Source organism: Hyphococcus flavus (assembly GCF_028748065.1).
Taxonomy (GTDB): Bacteria; Pseudomonadota; Alphaproteobacteria; order Caulobacterales; family Parvularculaceae; genus Hyphococcus; species Hyphococcus flavus.
Map to the genome: position 1 here is coordinate 3,347,483 of NZ_CP118166.1, position 17,476 is coordinate 3,364,958.

Annotated in this window: 16 protein-coding genes; 8 read left to right on the forward strand and 8 right to left on the reverse strand. The window is 55.0% G+C overall.

The genetic code is table 11. The features are described from left to right. Window positions 1-39: 39 nt before the first annotated feature. Window positions 40-165, reverse strand: a complete 126-nt coding sequence (gene ykgO / locus PUV54_RS15995) for a type B 50S ribosomal protein L36 (protein ID WP_104830315.1) — start codon at window positions 163-165, stop codon at window positions 40-42. A 276-nt stretch (window positions 166-441) separates the two neighbouring features. Here ykgO and PUV54_RS16000 point away from each other — a divergent pair, with 276 nt between their 5' ends. From PUV54_RS16000 to PUV54_RS16025, 6 genes are all read left to right on the forward strand, one after another. After that, window positions 442-813 (forward strand): BlaI/MecI/CopY family transcriptional regulator, encoded by a 372-nt coding sequence (locus PUV54_RS16000; protein ID WP_274493342.1) that lies wholly within the window; start codon window positions 442-444, stop codon window positions 811-813. Beyond that, window positions 806-2,110 carry a M56 family metallopeptidase gene (locus tag PUV54_RS16005; protein WP_274493343.1) on the forward strand — a complete coding sequence of 435 codons (1,305 nt, stop codon included), beginning with the start codon at window positions 806-808 and terminating at the stop codon, window positions 2,108-2,110. The genes PUV54_RS16000 and PUV54_RS16005 overlap by 8 nt, the downstream gene beginning before the upstream one ends. Before the next feature lie 61 nt (window positions 2,111-2,171). Then, entirely contained in the window at window positions 2,172-3,095 is a 924-nt protein-coding gene (locus tag PUV54_RS16010) for an alpha/beta hydrolase (RefSeq protein ID WP_274493344.1), read from the forward strand. Window positions 3,096-3,181: 86 nt separating this feature from the next. Next, the gene (locus PUV54_RS16015) at window positions 3,182-4,468 is read left to right on the forward strand and encodes a serine hydrolase domain-containing protein (protein ID WP_274493345.1); all 1,287 of its coding nucleotides are present in this window, start codon (window positions 3,182-3,184) and stop codon (window positions 4,466-4,468) included. Between the two features lie 362 nt (window positions 4,469-4,830). Continuing rightward, window positions 4,831-5,319 carry a hypothetical protein gene (locus PUV54_RS16020; RefSeq protein ID WP_274493346.1) on the forward strand — a complete coding sequence of 163 codons (489 nt, stop codon included), beginning with the start codon at window positions 4,831-4,833 and terminating at the stop codon, window positions 5,317-5,319. Window positions 5,320-5,346: 27 nt separating this feature from the next. Continuing rightward, window positions 5,347-5,793, forward strand: coding sequence for a hypothetical protein (locus PUV54_RS16025; protein WP_274493347.1), 447 nt, complete (start codon window positions 5,347-5,349; stop codon window positions 5,791-5,793). A gap of 146 nt (window positions 5,794-5,939) precedes the next feature. On the opposite strand, the gene PUV54_RS16030 is transcribed toward PUV54_RS16025, so the two are convergent. After that, window positions 5,940-7,760 carry a DUF885 domain-containing protein gene (locus PUV54_RS16030; protein WP_274493348.1) on the reverse strand — a complete coding sequence of 607 codons (1,821 nt, stop codon included), beginning with the start codon at window positions 7,758-7,760 and terminating at the stop codon, window positions 5,940-5,942. A 157-nt stretch (window positions 7,761-7,917) separates the two neighbouring features. Between PUV54_RS16030 and PUV54_RS16035 the strand changes: the two genes are divergently transcribed. Next, a complete protein-coding gene (locus tag PUV54_RS16035) occupies window positions 7,918-9,057 on the forward strand; it encodes an NAD(P)/FAD-dependent oxidoreductase (protein ID WP_274493349.1) in 1,140 nt (379 codons plus the stop codon). Window positions 9,058-9,075: 18 nt separating this feature from the next. Here the strand turns inward: PUV54_RS16035 and PUV54_RS16040 are convergent, their stop codons facing one another. The 6 genes from PUV54_RS16040 to PUV54_RS16065 all read right to left on the reverse strand — a co-directional run bounded on the left by PUV54_RS16040 (window position 9,076) and on the right by PUV54_RS16065 (window position 16,748). Next, window positions 9,076-10,071, reverse strand: a complete 996-nt coding sequence (locus PUV54_RS16040; RefSeq protein WP_274493350.1) for a metallophosphoesterase — start codon at window positions 10,069-10,071, stop codon at window positions 9,076-9,078. 151 nt (window positions 10,072-10,222) lie between these two features. After that, on the reverse strand, window positions 10,223-10,933 hold the full coding sequence (gene pdeM, locus PUV54_RS16045) for a ligase-associated DNA damage response endonuclease PdeM (RefSeq protein WP_274493351.1): 711 nt from the start codon (window positions 10,931-10,933) through the stop codon (window positions 10,223-10,225). Between the two features lie 436 nt (window positions 10,934-11,369). Continuing rightward, on the reverse strand, window positions 11,370-13,844 hold the full coding sequence (locus PUV54_RS16050; RefSeq protein WP_274493352.1) for a ligase-associated DNA damage response DEXH box helicase: 2,475 nt from the start codon (window positions 13,842-13,844) through the stop codon (window positions 11,370-11,372). Window positions 13,845-13,944: 100 nt separating this feature from the next. Next, the gene (locus PUV54_RS16055) at window positions 13,945-15,630 is read right to left on the reverse strand and encodes a SulP family inorganic anion transporter (RefSeq protein ID WP_274493353.1); all 1,686 of its coding nucleotides are present in this window, start codon (window positions 15,628-15,630) and stop codon (window positions 13,945-13,947) included. Window positions 15,631-15,666: 36 nt separating this feature from the next. Next, window positions 15,667-16,332, reverse strand: coding sequence for a carbonic anhydrase (locus PUV54_RS16060; protein WP_274493354.1), 666 nt, complete (start codon window positions 16,330-16,332; stop codon window positions 15,667-15,669). An 11-nt stretch (window positions 16,333-16,343) separates the two neighbouring features. Next, window positions 16,344-16,748, reverse strand: a complete 405-nt coding sequence (locus PUV54_RS16065; RefSeq protein WP_274493355.1) for an ArsR/SmtB family transcription factor — start codon at window positions 16,746-16,748, stop codon at window positions 16,344-16,346. Between the two features lie 198 nt (window positions 16,749-16,946). On the opposite strand from PUV54_RS16065, the gene PUV54_RS16070 reads away from it, so the two are divergent. Beyond that, window positions 16,947-17,423 carry a DUF4440 domain-containing protein gene (locus tag PUV54_RS16070; protein ID WP_274493356.1) on the forward strand — a complete coding sequence of 159 codons (477 nt, stop codon included), beginning with the start codon at window positions 16,947-16,949 and terminating at the stop codon, window positions 17,421-17,423. The last annotated feature ends 53 nt before the right edge of the window (window positions 17,424-17,476 follow it).

The window sequence follows — 17,476 nt, forward strand, 5'->3', positions numbered from 1 at the left end:
AAACCAAGGAAATTTCGCGAGCGGCAGGCTAAAATGAAGTTAAGCCTGCTTGGCCTTGAAGCGCCGCTGGGTCTTGTTGATCACATAGACGCGGCCCTTGCGGCGGACGACGCGGCAGTCTTTATGCCGGTTCTTCAACGACTTAAGGGACGAACGGACTTTCATGACCAAATGCCTTTTCGGGGCGCTTACGCGCGCGTTTTGCAGTTGCGAGCGGCGGGAATTAGCCAAACAAGGCCTGAAAGTCAACGGGCGCGCAAGCACCATCCTTGGACAACATCATTTTTTGCAATTGTCCGGAAGTCCCATTGTACTGTTCGTTCTATAGGTCTGCTCTGCACTCAAAAGCAGACCATAAAAAACACACTCTAACTAGCGGAAAGAGAAATCATTCAGCAAACAGCTTGACTTATGTTACCGATGTAACATATTTGTCTATTCATGTCACAACTCAGTAAATCCGAACTTGCCATCCTGAAAGTCCTTTGGACGGATGCGCCATTATCTGCGCGGGAAATACAAGAAAGAGTTGGCCAACAATTAGATTGGTCGTTTTCGACGACACGTACGACACTATCGCGTATGGTGGATAAGGCGCTGCTGCGACTGGATACGAAACACGGCGTTCGCGTTTACACCCCCGTCGAAAGTAAAGCCCGCACGTTATCCGGCGTCATGCGCGAGTTCTTCGATACATTTTTTGAAATGAAAGGCCCGCTTCCCACGGCCGCTTTTCACGACAGCAAAATATTGTCCGAAGAAGAGTGGTTAGAGCTGGACCGTCTTCTCAATGAAAACGGCGATAATGATTAACGCGCTGATCATTGTGCATCTATGGAGCCTTGTCGTTGCTGGCGGCGCATGGATCCTCCAGCGTGACGGTAACGGACGGGTCGGGGCGCATTTCCCGGCCCCGAACATATGGTTCCTTCTGATCATACTTTGTTTGTTGCCGGGAGCGCTCTACTTAATCCCCCTTGGTAATGTCGTCAGCATACCAACGACAGAAGCGTTCGAAGTATTTTCCATACAAGCCAATGAGTTCTCAACAGATGGAATGAGGCCCTTAAGTTTTCTAGCGGCGTATATTGGTCTTGGCGTTTTTCTTATGGGGCGTACGCTCTGGCGGTGGGTGCGATTGCAGAGCTTGCCTTTGGCGCCGACAGCCGAACCCGATATTTTTGCAACACCGGAGATGATCCCGCCCTTGACCCTGTCATGGCCACGCAGAGCAGTCGTTTTGCCAAAAGGGTTTGAAGCGCAGGAGCCATTGATACGACATGAGCGTGCTCATTTACGCCACAATGATGCTGAGGTCACGCTGTTGCTCCTGCTCTTACAGGACATAATGTTGCGAAATCCCGGGATAATTTTCCTGGTGCGGCAATGGCGTTTGGCAATTGAATTACGCGCAGATCGTGCGGCGACAAGAAACCTTACCGCACCAGAACGCAAAGACTACGCGGCGTTCTTGCTAAATATTCAGCGCCCAACCACGCGCCACAACGAAACGCTTCCCTGTCCGACTGCGCGGCTTAACTCCACACCGCACCGGCATGCGAAGATGAGACTTATCGGAATCATAGAGGATGAATCCAGCGACAAAAAGCGCCGCTGGAGTGCGGCGGTCCTTTCAACGTTTTTTGCAGCTAGCGGGATTGGTCTTTTGAGTGCTGGCGCCAAAGCCTATGAAGCTGGAGCAAATGCAGGCTCTGGTCCTGATGATTACACCCTTATCGACTACGTCAAGCAAACAGCTTTGCAAATGCCCGGCAATTGCCCCGGTCTCATTGATGATATCAAAGCGCGCGGCGTTAAAATTGAAGAGAAAGAGCTCATGATCAATGGTCGCCCCGTTCCGCATCTTACACTGAATTTGGGCACCGTCGTTCTAAATCATGATGTTCGAAAGGATGGGAGTATTCACAATCCGCGCGTTATCGATTCCACCCATCCCTGTTTCGAAGCCAATGCCAAAGCCGGCATCGCTCAATGGACGGCCGCACCACAAGAATTTGCAATCAAGGATGCAGCGGTAAAGCTGCATTTCGTAATATCAGGGGCAACGGGTGAGGAATTGAACCAGCAACTGTTCAATATTGCGCAATAACGCAAACACCAGCTTCGCCAAAATGCAGGACTAAACTTCTCGCGCCATCGAAGGAAATATCATGAAGCGAATTTCACCAACTATTGTTCTGTTTTCCACTTTTCTGGCTGCCAGTTGCGCTGGCAGTTCTCAGGCCGAAAGCGCCAATTCTGTCTCCACAGAAAGTAGCGCCGCGCTCGCTGCTTACGAAATGCCAAGAACGCACGTTGCGCCTATCAAGCAAAGCAACAAGGACAGGCAATATGAACTTTATATCAAATTGCCAGAGAACTATTCAGAAAACACCGATGCAAAATATCCCGTGATCTATACCACTGATGCTGTGGTGCACATGGATATGCTGTCCGGTTCCACCGAGTTTTTGATGCCCAATGTTATTTTGGTGGGCATTTCCTATCAAAAAAATCTTGGAGATGAACGGGCGAATGCCAGCAGGTTTCGCGATTATCAGATGGCGGAGTACACGGATCCGGAAATTCAAGCTCGATTTCAAGGTGGGCAAGTCAGCGCTCACCTGGATTTCATTCGCAACGATGTGATTCCATATATTGAATCCAGATATCGAACAATTCCAGACGAACGCACTTATTTCGGTTATTCGCTTGGTGGCGCATTTGGCGCTTACATTTTATTCGCAGAACCAGACACGTTTAAGCATTATATTCTTGGCGCGCCCGCTTTTAATCCGCGTAGCCTCCAAATTGTTGATGAGCTTGAAGCAAAAACCGCCCCCCACCAAGGCGAGATGAACGTCAATGTCTTTGTCGCTCTTGGTGATCTGGAAAGAGACGAAGATAAAGAAGCGGTTGATCACTTCATGTCGGTTCTGCAGCGAAGAAGTCAATCAGACATGACCCTTACCGGTCTCGAAATTATCAAAAATTCTGACCATGCCGAAGCATTCCCCGAGACCGCTATACGCGGCGTAAGATGGTTAGCGGCAATGAACAGTGAAGTAATTAGTACGCACGACGAGGAAAATTAAAAGTAGCGGGATTATAAAGGTTTCTAATTAGGACCCGCCAACTTCATTCAAATAAAAATCTATCGTGTCTTAAAAAGGAATACATCATGAACCCTTTTTCACCATTTCTAATTCTTTTCTCCGTGCTCCTGATTGCGAGTTGTGAAGGTCCTGCAGAGGCCAACATCTCCGAGGACAATGAAAATTATTCCGCGCAAGAGGCCACAGCCGACAAGGCCGAGCCGGGGTTCTGGAAAAACCCCAATGAGATCTATGTCTCAACAGAGTGGCCAATGGATGATGACGATCTTAAAATTTGGGAAGTGCCGAAACTTGAAAAAGCCTTGATCGACCCTGCACCGGCGGAAAGAAACGATGGCCTTTCGGTGGGCGAATTAGGCGTCGATGGCGGCGATAAAGACATGATTGTTAAGGTGGCTGAGGAAATCGCCGATAGCCAACACGGAAACATTGACAGCCTGCTGATTGCCCATAAGGGTAAGCTCTTATTTGAATCCTATTATTCGAACGGCCGGCTAAACCTGACCCATCCGCAAGCGTCAGCGACGAAAACATATACAAGCTTGGCGCTTGGCCGGGCTATTCAGCTTGGCTATCTGACTATGGAAGATTTGGACAAGCCAGTGATCAGTTTTCTCGACGATCTGGATCCGTCAAAGTTTGTTGAAGGCGCCGAACGGGTTACGCTGCACCATGCATTGACGATGCGCACAGGAATTCGCATCAACGACGAGCAACGAGAAGAGTTTGAGAATAATCCCGACCAAGTAAAGAGGCAAAAATTTGTTCAAGCCATTTTCGAGCTGAGCGCGCCCATTACCGAAGAGTCGCAGAGCTCTTTTGCATATGGAAACTATGCTAGCGCCCTGGTAATGCAGGTCATCGATGCTGTCGTACCCAGTGGCGCCGAAGAGTTTGTCAAAAACGAGCTTCTGAGCAAATTAGACATTACAACGTATAGATGGCTATCTGAATTTGGGTTGCCAGCAGGGGGATGGAAATCAAGCTTTACATCTCGCGACATGATGAAGTTTGGATTGTTGGCGGCCAATAAAGGCAAATGGAATGGCGAACAGCTGGTTTCAGAAGCCTATATCATAAAAGCCACAAGCCAAATCCTCTCCACCGGCGATGATGATATTTATGGCGGCGGTAAAGACGTCTCCAATGCGGGATATGGCTACTTCTGGTGGAGTGCAGATTTGAAATCTGGAGACAAGACCTATCAAACGCCGAATGCACAAGGCGGCGGTGGGCAGTTCATAATTTTAGTCGATGAGCTCGATATAGTCATTGTGTCGACAGCTGGTATGCGCAGTCCAAAGAGTTTGCAGCTCGCTGCGGAGAGAATTCTGCCGGCTTTTGTACAATAAACTCGAAAAGGCTGGGTGCGGTCTGGAACAAAAAATACAACTCCCTTCGTTTATTCCTGCTGTTGCCGCGTTGGGGCCAACCCCTCCATTATGACCGCAATGAGCATATAATAGAAGCAACCTTCAGGCGCCGGACCTCACCCCTGCTCCCGCTCGATATAATCGTCGATCACGCGTTCGAGCACGGTCATGGGCACGTTGCCGCCGAGGACCACGGCGTCGTTAAAGCGGCGGAAAGTCCTCAGAACTGCGACTAAGAATGCCCTAACCGCAGAAACGACGCCGCCCTCAGGGTTGTAAATCCTTGTTGACTTTGGCCCTCCAGAACACGAAAATGTTACCTAATCCTAGGGGGGATGATCGTGACTAAAGCGATTTTGGGATTATTGGGGCTTCAAACAGTACTATTGCTGGTGTTGACGTTTCGCATTGCGGATCTTGAGCGCATCGATTCGACAACAAGAGCTTATGCAGAAGAAAGAACCCTTCCCTTACAGAATAACGACCGCGCTGCAGCGCGCCCTCAATCCGTTGGTCTGAGTGCGGAGGAAATTCGAGAAATCGTTCGCAGCGAAATGGCGTTAGCCGTTTCGGAAATCACGGTCGCGCAATCTTCCAACAGTGCGGCCACGCCGCAACGCCAGCCATTGATTGACGAACGGCAAATAGAATTGATGCGCGCCTCGGTTGAAGCAGATTTAAACGCGATGCGTGCCACTGGCCGCTCCACCCCTAGTGAAATGGCGGCGCTACAGTCCAAGATTGCGAAGCTGCCGCCACGAGAGCGTAAAGCCGCACTCGATCGCCTGACCAAAGCAATCAACGATGGGTATATAGACGCCCAGCTTTAAAACTTAACAGCAACTGAGGAGTGTATGATGAAATTAACAAAAGTGGGCGCAGGCGCAACTGTCGCCCTTACATTGATGGCGACTGCGGCGTTTGCCGGCCTTCGCCAGCCGGCGCCAGTGGCCGTCGACCTTGATGCGCAATTTGCTTCAGGCGACCTCATCACAGCCGCTGACGCCAAGAACGACGAGGTCTTTATCGGTTGCGGCACGCGCAACTTTGACGATGGCGTCGGAGGCGTTTTCAGGTTCGCGTTTTGCCAAGCAGCCGACGCTGAAGGGGATCGGGTTGTTTGCAACACGTCCAATCCGGAACTCGTTCAAACAATTCGGGAAATCAATGATAGCGGCTACATTCAGTTTTCCTGGACCGATGACGGCGCTGGCAACTTGACTTGTTCGGCAACCGGCTTCTCCACGCAGTCGTTCTATGCGGACAAGCACTCAAAAGGAAACCAAAAGGGTAACGAGCGCTAATATTCTCGCCTTTATTTACTGTCGCCAGAAAAAACCGGCCCTTTATGGGCCGGTTTTTTTGTGAATTTGTTCAGGGCGTACAATCGCTCTCACCTCGCGCTGCAGGCCACTCACTGAAAGCGAAAACGATGAAAAGTCAATTTAACTTACCCGCGCTCCCGCTCGATATAATCGTCGATCACGCGTTCCAGGACGGTCATGGGCACGTTGCCGCCGAGGACCACGGCGTCGTTGAAGCGGCGGAAGTCGAACTTATCGCCCAGCGCCGCTTTTGCTTTCTCGCGCAGCGCGACAATCGCCGAATGGCCGACCTTGTAACCGCAGGCCTGACCCGGCCATGCACAATAGCGGTCAACCTCGCTCTGAACTTCGTCCGGGTTCGACCCATTATTCACAACGAAAAAGTCGATGCCCTGTTGCCGGGTCCAGCGCTTGGCGTGGAGGCCGGTGTCGACCACCAGACGGCAGGCGCGGAAGGCGAGCGATTGCAAGTATCCCAGCCGGCCAACGGGGAAGTCGTCATAAACGCCAAGCTCATCGGCGATCCGTTCCGCGTAAAGCGCCCATCCTTCCGAATACGCATTAAACGCCAATAGCGAGCGGACCAGCGGTTGCTTGAATGTGTACTCGCCCTGCCAGACATGGCCGGGGATCGCCTCGTGATAGGTAAGGTCTTGCAGCGTGAATGTCCGGTGAAGATCGGGCGTGCGTAAATTTATCCAGAAATGACCGGGCTGAGTGCCGTCGATAGAGCCGGCGCCGCCATAGGCGCCGGGGGCGCCGTCCTCAACATCGGGGGAGATGCGCGTCACCTCAAGGAAACCGGGGACGAGCGTTTCAAACGCCTGCGGCATCAGCCCGCGAATTTCCTCCAGCTTTTCGTCGATGAACGCCATGATCTGCGCCCGGCCCTCGTCACCGTCTGCAAACTGATAGCGCGGGTCGTCGTAAAGCGCGGCCATACGCGCGCCAACGGGGCCGTCCTCATAGCCGATGGATTTGAGGATCGGGTCCATTTGCGCGTGCAGGCTGGCCAGTTCATCAAGGCCCATCTGGTGGACTTCGTCCGGGGTCATGGTTGTCGTGGTCGCCGCTTTCAGCGCCCAGGTATAATAGGCCTCGCCATCGGGCTGGGCCCAAACGCCGGCGCTATCCGTTGCCTGCGCTTCCAGCGCTTCAAGGGCCGCTATCTGGCGTTCCATGGCGGGTGCGATTTTGTCTTCGGCGATGGCGCGCGCCTGATCGCTGTAGTCGCCGCCAAGGTCCGCGGCGCGGGTCGCCAGCGAGGTGACGATACCCCAGTTTTCTACCGGCGCCGCGCGGCCCGTGCGCAACTGGCCCAAGGTTTTCGCCATTAGAAAATCCGGCAGGATGACGCCGCGCGCGCCGTCGGCCGTAATGCGCTCCGATTCACCGTCGAGCTGTCCGGCGTAAGCTTCCATCCGCGCAAGGTAAGCGTCGGCGTCTTCGCTTGTTTCAATCTGGTGGGCGGAATCGAGGAACGACGGAATATCCACAAACGCGCCGGTATTCTGCGCCACCACATAAGGCGACGGCCGGTAAGACCAGTTCGAATTCAACAGCGCCATGTCGCCATTGGGGAAGTCGAACCCTTCAGCCGCCGTTTCGAACACCGTGCGGATCACATCGACGTTCAACGCCTCGCCCGCTTCCATATTGGACGTGTCGACTTTCTTAAGGCGGGCGAGCATGTCGCGCACATTGCTTTCAATCGCCGCCTGCCCTTCAGGGGACTGGTCAGACAGTTGCGATTTCAGTGCGCTGTATTTTCCATTGTCGATGCCGGCGCTCGACGCGGTTTCCGGATAGGAATTGAGCAGCAGGTCGGTCACGTCATCGAGAAGGTTTGTTTCCTCGTCGCCGCCTCCCTTCGAACAGGCTGGCAGGACCGACATCGCCGCCGTAGCAGCAGTTGTTTGAAGAAGCGTGCGGCGCGACATATTCATTGGAATTTCCCCATCCTGGTGATTTTTGCGCGCAGCGTGCCGCAAAGCGCCGGGCATTGCAATTCGGATCGCTTAGGATCCGCGCCATAAGCCCTTTCGCGTCAGAATGTGTTACAAGCGTCGCCGTTATGTTGCGTCAGGGATTCGCGGAGGGAAGATGAGTATCGACCGCAGACATTTCGTTATGGCTGGCGCCGGGGCGCTTGCATCGGGCTGCTCTCTTACCGGCGGGAGCCAGCAACAGATGGGCTTTGCCAAGGCGCCATTACTCTCGCCTCTCAACGTATCAGAGGGCGCCGTTACGAAAGTTACGGTCTGTACACGTCCTTTTCGACCGGCTGGACCGCGGCTGGAAGCCGAAGCCATGGACGGCAAAAAGATCGTGCATAATTACGGCCATGGCGGTTCCGGCTGGTCGTTGTCATGGGGGTGCGCGAACGACGCGACGGCGCTGGCGTTAGAAGACGGACCAAAAGCCGTCGCGGTCATCGGCGCGGGCGTCATGGGACTGACGACGGCTCACAAGCTCGCCGAGAGCGGCGTTCCCGTCACCATTTATGCAAAAGAATTTCCGCTGGAGACACGCTCGGCAAAGGCAAGCGGCGTGTGGTCGCCGTCAAGCCGCATTGGCCTTTCCAGCGCTGTAAAAAACGGTTTTGAAGATCGCTGGGAAAATTGGGCGCGCGCATCCTATGGGGTTCATCAGCAATTTGTCGGCGCGGCGGCGGCGCCGGTGGAATATGTAACGCAATACGCACTTTCCAACGGCCAGTCATCGTCGACGCCTGCGCGTCATGACTTTCTGCATTTGGGGCGGCGCGTTCGTGATCTGATGCCGCGCGGGTCGGCAGTGTCGCAAGAACAAAACCCGTTCCCCGTCGAGCGCGCCTATGGCGGACTTTGGATGAGTTTCAATGTGGCGAGTTACGCCAACCATCTGACGCGCGATTTTTTGTTACGCGGCGGACGCATGGTGCGCCGTGAATTCCCTGACCGCGCGGCGATTTTATCGTTGCCGGAAAGCGTCATCGTGAATTGTACGGGGTATGACGCCAAACGTCTTTGGGGCGATGACAGCCTTATTCCCGTCCGCGGACAGATTAACTGGCTAGCGCCGCAGCTTTCAGCGCGTTATGCACTCTTTTACAACGAGGTCTTCGCTATCTCCCGTCGCGACGGCGTTGTGGTGCAATATGTCGGCGCCAATGACGACTGGGGCATGGAAGATGAGGGTGAAACGCCGGACAGAGACGAGACCACCAGGGCGCTGGGTATTCTCGCTCCGCTTTTTTCTTGAACCGGCAGTATGGCCCTGTCACTTCCTTGACGGCTGTATCCCCGTGAGAAGTCCTTCAGCCGAGAACGGCGATGTTTCATCGCTCGAGATTGTGACTTTCGCTACATCGACCAAACCATAACGCACCCCCGCCCGGTTCGTTCCCGCATCGCCCGCTGCGTTCAACCGCCACAAATTCTCCGCCTCTTCGCCATCAAAATCCTGATTGAGCGTGAACGGAGATGTGTCGCCGTGAATTACAAGCACAGGCTTTTTGAATGCTTCGGCTGAGTGTTGCAGCGCGCGCCTGAGATCAGTGAACGCATCGCAAGGGTGCTGATCGCTTTCAGCCGCGCTGTCGCACATCACATCATCGGGCTTATCAGCGATATCGGTCGGGTCGGCCTGAAAAGCGATCACCACGGCGCTGGCGTTTTCATCGGCCGCTTTCTCAAACCCCTCATCCAGCCAGGCTAAGTTCGCCGCATCGCGTTGGTTCGCTGCCGCCGCCGCATCCGCTATCGCATCGACCGTCACCCAGTCGCGTCCGTTGTTGGTGCCGGTTACATGCATCGTCAAAAACCGAACGCCGCCATAGGCCCATGTGGCGTTCTCTTTCAAAGCTTCCTGCCTGCGATAACCAAAAGCACCCGCTCCTGCCGGAATGCCCGATGCAAATCGCGCGCGCACGATCTCGAGCCGTTCAAGGTCTGAATACTTTTCGCCAGTGTCGGGATCTGTATGGCGATCGCAGTCGGTCCATTCATTATCGCCCGGCGTATAGAAAACAGGGATCGGGCTGAGGTCGTTCATCACCTGTTCAAGCCTGTCATCGAACTGTTTCAGGCACTGTTGGCCGCCGCCCTTGTAGTCGCCTACATGAATGACGAACGTATAGCTCTGCGATTTGATCAGCGGCAGCGCTTCATTCAGCATCGCCTCATCCTGCGCCGAATAAGGCGTGTCACCGATGACAATGAAGGAAAAGCCCGGTTCATTGGCGGCAGGGGCTGGGCTCTGCGCGCATGCACCCATCGTTAAAGCGCTGAGACCCGCACCACATAATGTCCAGTTGAAATTCCTATTCCTCACCCGTTTTCCCCCGTAAAAATTTCATCAATCATACAACGCCAAGACAATAGTAATGCAAGGCGGCCCTGGATCGAACCTAACAAAAACACGCAGCTTAAACCGCCCGCCCCAGCGCGCCGCCAACCATATCGGGCGCAAGGTTTTCCGCCGTAATCGGATAGACGCCATCCGCACCCATCACCCAGGCGACTGGCGCGCTAAATAGTTTCGCATACGCACGGTCAAGAATGTTCAGGCCACCTGTATAGGCGCCCATGGCGGGCATAATCATTCTATCACTGCTAACCACGAAACACCGCCGGCGTAAAATTCGCCCTTCGCTCACCACGCGCGCGCAAGGGTGAAGGTGCCCGGCGATTTCACCGGGCGCATTTTGTACCAGCGGTTCATGACGAAAAGTCAGCGCGCCAATTTGCATTTCTATTTCGCATGCTGCAGCAAACCGCGCTGGCGGTTCTGGATCATGGTTGCCGAGTATCCAAAGCCACGCCGTCTCTCGCATGAGCTTTTCCAGAGACGACGCATCTTCTTCATCCATGCGGTCTTCGGCATCCTCGTCATGAAACGCGTCGCCGAGGGAGATCACTCGTTTTGGCGCGTATTTCCTGATCAGCGCAGCAAGACGCATCAGCGTTGTGCGCGTGTCATAAGGCGGCAGCATGACGCCGCGCGCCGCAAAGCTCGACCCTTTTTCGAAGTGCAGGTCGGAAACGATCAGCGTCTCTTCGCGCACCCAATAGATTGCGCCAAGGGGATCGGGCGTTAAGGCTTCGCCATGAATGGAAATCGCACCGGGATGACTCATGCGCCTGTTTTAACGCATTCTCTCCTGATCGAAAGCTACAAATTTAAACAGTATGAAATAAACTGGCGCTCAGGTTTTGCCGGTTTTAACTGATGACGGATAATAGTCGTCATAAAGGTCTTCTATTACAGCGTCGCGGATGGACGATCGCGGCTCTTCTGAACTGTCTGCCTTCGTAGCCACATTCGTCCAGACGAGGACACTGCGCCGCGAGGTTCGCGTCGGCCGACTATCAGGTTTTATATTGCGCCAGGGATTTATTTTCATGCCCCAAGTAAAAGCAGAGGTTTTAATATGGTCAAGAAAAAATTAGTTAACGCGACGTGCAATAAGTACGCTTACGGATTAAGTGTTAACGGTTCGGTTTGAAAACAGGGCAGTAAGAGCAGACGTTATTTCATAACTTTTCCAAATATCGCACCCGTGAAAAATAAACTCACTTTCCCATCGCTGCTGCAATGACGTCATCAGACGCAGCTTTCAGCATTTCTTCGGACGCTGATTTCGCCACTGTCTCCCGACCGATCTCCAGCATCACTGGCACGGCGAGCGGCGACACGCGATCCAACGGCGACGACACCACCCTGCCCTTGGCGCGCGTCAGCATCGCCTGTAAGCGCCCCACATCCATGAACCCGCCAGACGCATCGTCCCATGCGGCGCGCAACAGCAGATGGTCAGGTTCGTGTTCGCGCAAGACGTCATAAATAAGGTCGGCGGAGAAAGAGACCTGCCGGCCGGTCTTTTCCTGGCCCGGATATTTTTTTTCGATCAGCCCGGCGATGGTGGCGCAGTTACGGAATGTGCGTTTCATGACGATGGCGTCCGCGGTCCATTCCTCCAGATCGTCGCCGAGCATGTCTTCATCAAACAGCGCAGGCATATCCACATCCGACATATCCTGACGCGACCAGACCGACAGCGCATACTCTGTCGGGACGAAACCGATGGGTTGCTTGCCGAGCCGTTCGAGCCGCCGCGTCACCAGCATGCCCAGCGTTTGATGGGCGAGCCAGCCTTCGAACGGATAGCAAACAAGGAAATAACGTTTTTTGTAGGGGAACGTTTCGACCAGCAGTTCGTCCGGCTTTGGAATCAGCGCGACCTCGCGCTGTTTTTCCAGCCAGTCGCGCACCTGATCCGGATAGGCTTTCCAGCTTTTCGTATCGTAGAGCATGCGGCGCACGCGGTCTGCAAGATATGTTGACCACGGATATTTGTTGCCGCCCCAGCTCGGTAGTTTCGGGCTTTCCGACGTGGTGCGGGAAACGACAGCATCGTTTCCTTCGATCCGCTCGAGCCGCAAAACCTCGCCGGCGAAATAAAACGCGTCGCCGACATTGATGGTTTCAAAAAACCATTCCTCAATCGTTCCTAACTTTCGCCCCGGCCGTTTGGGGCCCGCCCTGCCCGCCAAACGAATGTTGATTTCCGCCGCCGTTGTGATCGTCCCCACATTCATCTTGTATTGTTGAATGGCGAGCTTGTCGCGAGCGCGGTATTTTCCTTCCGCCGTCTTTACGATGCGGCGGTAGCGTTCGTATCGTTTGAGCGCGTAACCGCCGGTGGCGACAAACGCCACAGCATCGTCGAAGTCCTTGCGCGGCAAGTCCGCATAAGGAGACGCTGCACGTATTTCGCTAAACAACTCATCCGCATCGAACGGTTCGGCGCAGGCCATGCCGAGAATATGTTGCGCCAGCACGTCAAGCGTGCCTTTGCGCGGCGGATCGCCGTCAAGGGCGCCTTCTTCAATCGCCTGTTTCGCAGCGATGCATTCGAGCACCTCCATGCGGTTCGCCGGAGCGAGTAAAGCGCGGCTCGGTTCATTCATGCGGTGATTGGCGCGCCCGATGCGTTGCGTAAGGCGCGAGGCGCCCTTTGGCGCCCCCATTTGAATGACGAGATCGACGTCGCCCCAGTCGATGCCGAGATCGAGTGTTGAAGTGCAGACCACCGCGCGCAAATCACCGCGCGTCATCGCGGCTTCGACTTTTCTGCGGCGGTCGACCTCAAGCGACCCGTGATGCAGGGCGATGGGCAGGTTCTCGTCGTTCAGTTTCCAGAGCGAGGCGAACGTAATTTCCGCCTGGCTGCGCGTATTGACGAAGACCAGGGTTAAATTTGACTGGCGGATTTTCTCATACACTTCCTGAAACGAATGCCGCCCCGTATGCCCTGACCAGGGGATGCGCTCTTCTGACATCAGAATATCGACTTGCGGTTTTGCCCCAGAACGCCCGCGTATGAGCTTGGCGGACCTGGTCCCGCTCACATTCTGTGGCGTCAGATAGTCGATCAGCGGTTTTGCATCCGGAACCGTTGCCGACAAACCCGCCATGCGCACATCCGGCGCCAGTTTTCGCAACCGCGCCAGCGCCAGCGACAACAAATGTCCCCGCTTGTTCGGGATCAGTGCGTGCAATTCGTCTAGGACCACGCGCTTCAGCCCTTTGAAAAATTCACGCGCATCCGGCGATGCAATAAGAATTGACAGACTCTCCGGCGTCGTCATCAGAATGTCAGGCGGTTTATATTTCTGCCGCTGACGGCGTGCGGGCGGCGTATCGCCCGTGCGGGTTTCAATGCTGATATCGAGACCCATTTCGCGCACGGGCGTTTCAACATTACGCGCCACATCCACCGCAAGCGCTTTCAGCGGCGAGATGTAAAGCGTGTGCAGTTGTCCCGTGCCGGTGTTTTTCGCTTCAGCCAACTCAACAAGGCTCGGCAGAAAACCGGCCAGCGTCTTACCGCCGCCAGTCGGTGCGATCAGCAGAAACGAATGCCCTGCTTCATCCGCCGCCAGACACTCAAGCTGATGCGCCCGCGCTTCCCAGCCGCGTGAGGCGAACCATTGTTCGAACTGAACTGGTAGTGCCTTTGTTCGTGGTTTCGCGTGGGCGCTCATATCATTTAGTGATACTGCCTGGCATGCTTTCGAGAAAGCGACTCAGACAAAAAAAGCCGGCGCAATTTGCGCCGGCTTTTCAGTGTTTATGAGGCCGTTACTACTCAGCCGGCACTGGCGTCGCTTCAGACGAAGCGTTGCCCTTATCGCCTTTCTTCACTTCCTCCACCGCTATGCGCAGGGCGTCGATGCGGTTTTCGTATTTGGTGTCCGCCGGCAAACAGTGGTCGGCGTTCAGCCCCGCCAGCACCTGTTCAACCTTGGGGCTCATGCCAGTGACATAGACGGTCTTTCCGGCTTGGCGCGCATCACAGGCAATCGTCTCAACAGCGCGCGCTGCAGAAACGTCAATGAACGGCACCCGCGAGAAATCGAGGATGATTGCGTTTGCTTTGTTCTTCACACGCTCGCGCACATGGTGACCGAGATCCGCGGCGGCGCCAAAGCTTAACGGTCCGCCAAAGTCGAACATGGTGACGCGACCCTTGGCTTCATCAAGAAGCTGACGCTCTTCTTCAGAAGTGACACGCGGTTTCGTTTCCGTAAACGCCGCCAACTGGTCGTCCGCCATTTTCTTGACGAAGGCGAGCGCTGCTAGAACAACACCTACCGCCACCGCAGTGATGAGATCGACAAATACCGTCAAACCAAGGACGAGCGCCATCAGCGCCAGATCCCACCGCGGACCTTTATGCGCACGCTTGAGATAGGCGATGTCGATAATGTCGTAACCGACCTTCACAAGAATGCCCGCCAGCACAGCGTGCGGAATTTGCGAGGCAAGCGGCGCGAGGCTGATGACGACCGCAAGCAGCAGCAACGCATGCAGCATGCCGGAAATTCTCGTCTGACCGCCGGTGCGGATATTCACCACCGTGCGCATGGTCGCGCCAGCGCCGGGGATCGCGCCGAAAAAGCCGGCGACAGTGTTGCCGATGCCTTGCCCGATAAGCTCGCGGTCGGAGTTGTGACGCGTCCGCGTCATGTTGTCCGCGACAAGCGATGTTAGCAGCGAGTCAATCGCGCCGAGGACAGCGAGAATGAACGCCGCTTCCAGAACGATCAGAAAGCTTTCCTGACTGAACGCCGGCATGACAAAGCCCGGGAAACCTGTCGGGATATTGCCGAGGATTGGCGCACCCTTGATCACAAGACTCATCAGTGTGCCGATAATCAGCGCCGCCAAAGCAGCCGGTACATACTTACCCCACGATTTCGGCCAGGCGAAAATAATCGCCAGCGTCGCAGCGCCGATGGTCAGCGCGGCGAAATTCGGATCCATCACAGCACCGGGGATTGCTGTTAATGCGGGAATGGTTCCGCCGCCATCAGGTTCATGACCGAACAATCGCGAGAGCTGCAACGCGATAATGATACAGCCGATGCCGCTCATAAACCCGGAAATGACCGGGTACGGAACAAGCCGTATATACTGACCGAGTTTGAAAACACCGAACAGAATTTGCAGGATGCCTGCAAGCACCACCGCTGCGAAGACAAGCGCCGGATTGCCGCCGAGCGAGGCGTAAACACCTGCGAATACAACAACCATAGGGCCCGTCGGACCCGATACCTGTGATCCCGTGCCGCCAAACAGAGCGGCGAAGAAACCGACAAAGATCGCCCCCCAAAGACCGGCAATCGGACCTGCGCCGGACGCTTCGCCAAAAGCGAGCGCCAGCGGCAGCGCCACAACACCGGCGGTCAGGCCGCCAAAAATATCGCCTTTCAGATTTGAAAAATCCAAAAAAGGCATGCGCTTCTGTGAAGCGTCATTCATCGCCATGATAATACTCCGAAATGTAAATGAAGCTTGCGCGCGTTATGCTGCGCAGCCGCCTGTTGCGAGTTTCGCCATCTCTGCTGCGTAACGCTGATCGACCGGCATGAACTCGTTCTTGCCTTCATCAAAAGCGTCGACGCCGCCGGTTTTAATGTCGTAGACCCAACCATGCAGTTGCAAATCGCCTGTCGCCAGTCGCATGGCGACTTTCGGGTGCGTTTTTAAGTGCTGAAGCTGCAGAACCACATTTTGTTCCAGCAGCATTTTCATGCGAGCTTCATCGCTCAAACCCTCGCCTTTCGCGCCGACGACTTCGACTGCTGCTTTTGCATAGCCAAGCCATTCTTTCACGTGCGGCAAGGCGTCCAGACCCTCCGGGTTCATGGCGCCCTTCATGGCGCCGCATTCCGTATGACCGCAAATAACAATATGCGGCACGTTCAGCGCCGCCACGGCGAATTCAATCGCTGCGGTAACGCCGCCCGTGTGGCTTGTGTGCGGCGGCACGATGTTTCCTGCGTTACGAACGATAAATAGATCGCCCGGTTCGGTCTGGGTGATCATCGCGGTTTCAATGCGTGAGTCTGAACAGGTAATAAACAGCGCTTCGGGCGCCTGGCCTTTGCTGAGCTGTTCAAACAATTCTTTTTTCTGCGGGTAAACTTCGTTCTGAAATTTTACGACGCCGGCGGCGAAGCGGGGCATTTAACTCTCCATCAGGGGGTAACTGTTTTCACGGGGGCGGACCACATACGGCGCGCCTGTTTAATGCTGGACTTTGCCGGACCGTTCAGACGGCCCTCAACAAAATCGAGCCCATCGACGATCCAGGCGGCAATTTCCGGCTGGGTCAGGTGATAGAAATGATGACGGCCGTCCCGGCGTTCTTCGACCAGGCGGTGCGCACGCATCAAGCTCAAATGCTGTGACACGCGGGCGCCAGGCAGATCCAGCGCCTCGGCAAGCGTGTTCACGTCTTTTTCGCCTGTGCGCAGTTCCTCGATCATCCGGATGCGATCCGGATGCGCCACGATCTTGAAGATCTCGGCAAGTTCCCTGGCGACGACCTGACGGCCCGGCATTTCATCACTCCATTCCCGCAGCGGACAGAGATACGCCATACTAGCATGCCGCTGCGGATATGCATATCTGCATGAATTTGCAGATATGCAGCCATTTAGAACGCCCCTCCCCAGTTTCAAGACCCGGCATGTCGATTTTTGAACGGCCCGGCGCAAGGGAGGTTCGCTTCGCCGCAAGCAACTCGTCTTAACGCATGCCCGAACTAGGGTCGCATGACCCGGCAAGGAGAACTTCAATTGAAAACTGTAATTGCATTCACGGCATTCGCCCTTTCAGTCTGCGCGAATGCAGGCGCTGAAACCATGCCTGACAGGGCGGCCGACGAAACAGCGCTAACGACCATTAAACTTGAAACCTGGCCCGGCTTTTACCGGACCCAGAACGTTGAGGGCCTTGGCGCTTTCCTGGACCCGGCTTTCGTAATCATCGGGCCGGATGGCGAACTGACAACAAAGACTCAAGCGCTTGATGGCGTGCGCGCTGCGCCATGGACGCCGTCAAACTTCCGTTACGAGATCGGGTCTTTCGTATGGCTTAACGATGACCTCGTCATCGTTGTCGGCAAAGGGAACAGCGATCGCGAGGATGCCGCCGGCCGGCCATGCGCGCATTCCTATACGTCATCGAATCTGCTGGAACGCGCATCCGATGCGCCGGAGGGCTGGCGTGCCCTTTCCAGCCACGTTTCCAACGTACAATGCAAAACTGACTGACATTAATAGTCAAAAAAAGGCGGCAGTCGCCTGCCGCCTTTTCGACTTTATTC

Bases quoted from the DNA above. Each gene is read 5' to 3' on its own strand.
- PUV54_RS16030 (WP_274493348.1), bottom strand. From the start codon at position 7,760: ATGAATATGTCGCGCCGCACGCTTCTTCAAACAACTGCTGCTACGGCG.
- pdeM (WP_274493351.1), bottom strand. From the start codon at position 10,933: ATGAGTCATCCCGGTGCGATTTCCATTCATGGCGAAGCCTTAACGCCC.
- PUV54_RS16035 (WP_274493349.1), top strand. From the start codon at position 7,918: ATGAGTATCGACCGCAGACATTTCGTTATGGCTGGCGCCGGGGCGCTT.
- PUV54_RS16065 (WP_274493355.1), bottom strand. From the start codon at position 16,748: ATGGCGTATCTCTGTCCGCTGCGGGAATGGAGTGATGAAATGCCGGGC.
- PUV54_RS16050 (WP_274493352.1), bottom strand. From the start codon at position 13,844: ATGAGCGCCCACGCGAAACCACGAACAAAGGCACTACCAGTTCAGTTC.
- PUV54_RS16010 (WP_274493344.1), top strand. From the start codon at position 2,172: ATGAAGCGAATTTCACCAACTATTGTTCTGTTTTCCACTTTTCTGGCT.
- PUV54_RS16055 (WP_274493353.1), bottom strand. From the start codon at position 15,630: ATGGCGATGAATGACGCTTCACAGAAGCGCATGCCTTTTTTGGATTTT.
- PUV54_RS16060 (WP_274493354.1), bottom strand. From the start codon at position 16,332: ATGCCCCGCTTCGCCGCCGGCGTCGTAAAATTTCAGAACGAAGTTTAC.
- PUV54_RS16005 (WP_274493343.1), top strand. From the start codon at position 806: ATGATTAACGCGCTGATCATTGTGCATCTATGGAGCCTTGTCGTTGCT.
- ykgO (WP_104830315.1), bottom strand. From the start codon at position 165: ATGAAAGTCCGTTCGTCCCTTAAGTCGTTGAAGAACCGGCATAAAGAC.
- PUV54_RS16015 (WP_274493345.1), top strand. From the start codon at position 3,182: ATGAACCCTTTTTCACCATTTCTAATTCTTTTCTCCGTGCTCCTGATT.
- PUV54_RS16040 (WP_274493350.1), bottom strand. From the start codon at position 10,071: ATGGGTGCATGCGCGCAGAGCCCAGCCCCTGCCGCCAATGAACCGGGC.
- PUV54_RS16000 (WP_274493342.1), top strand. From the start codon at position 442: ATGTCACAACTCAGTAAATCCGAACTTGCCATCCTGAAAGTCCTTTGG.
- PUV54_RS16025 (WP_274493347.1), top strand. From the start codon at position 5,347: ATGAAATTAACAAAAGTGGGCGCAGGCGCAACTGTCGCCCTTACATTG.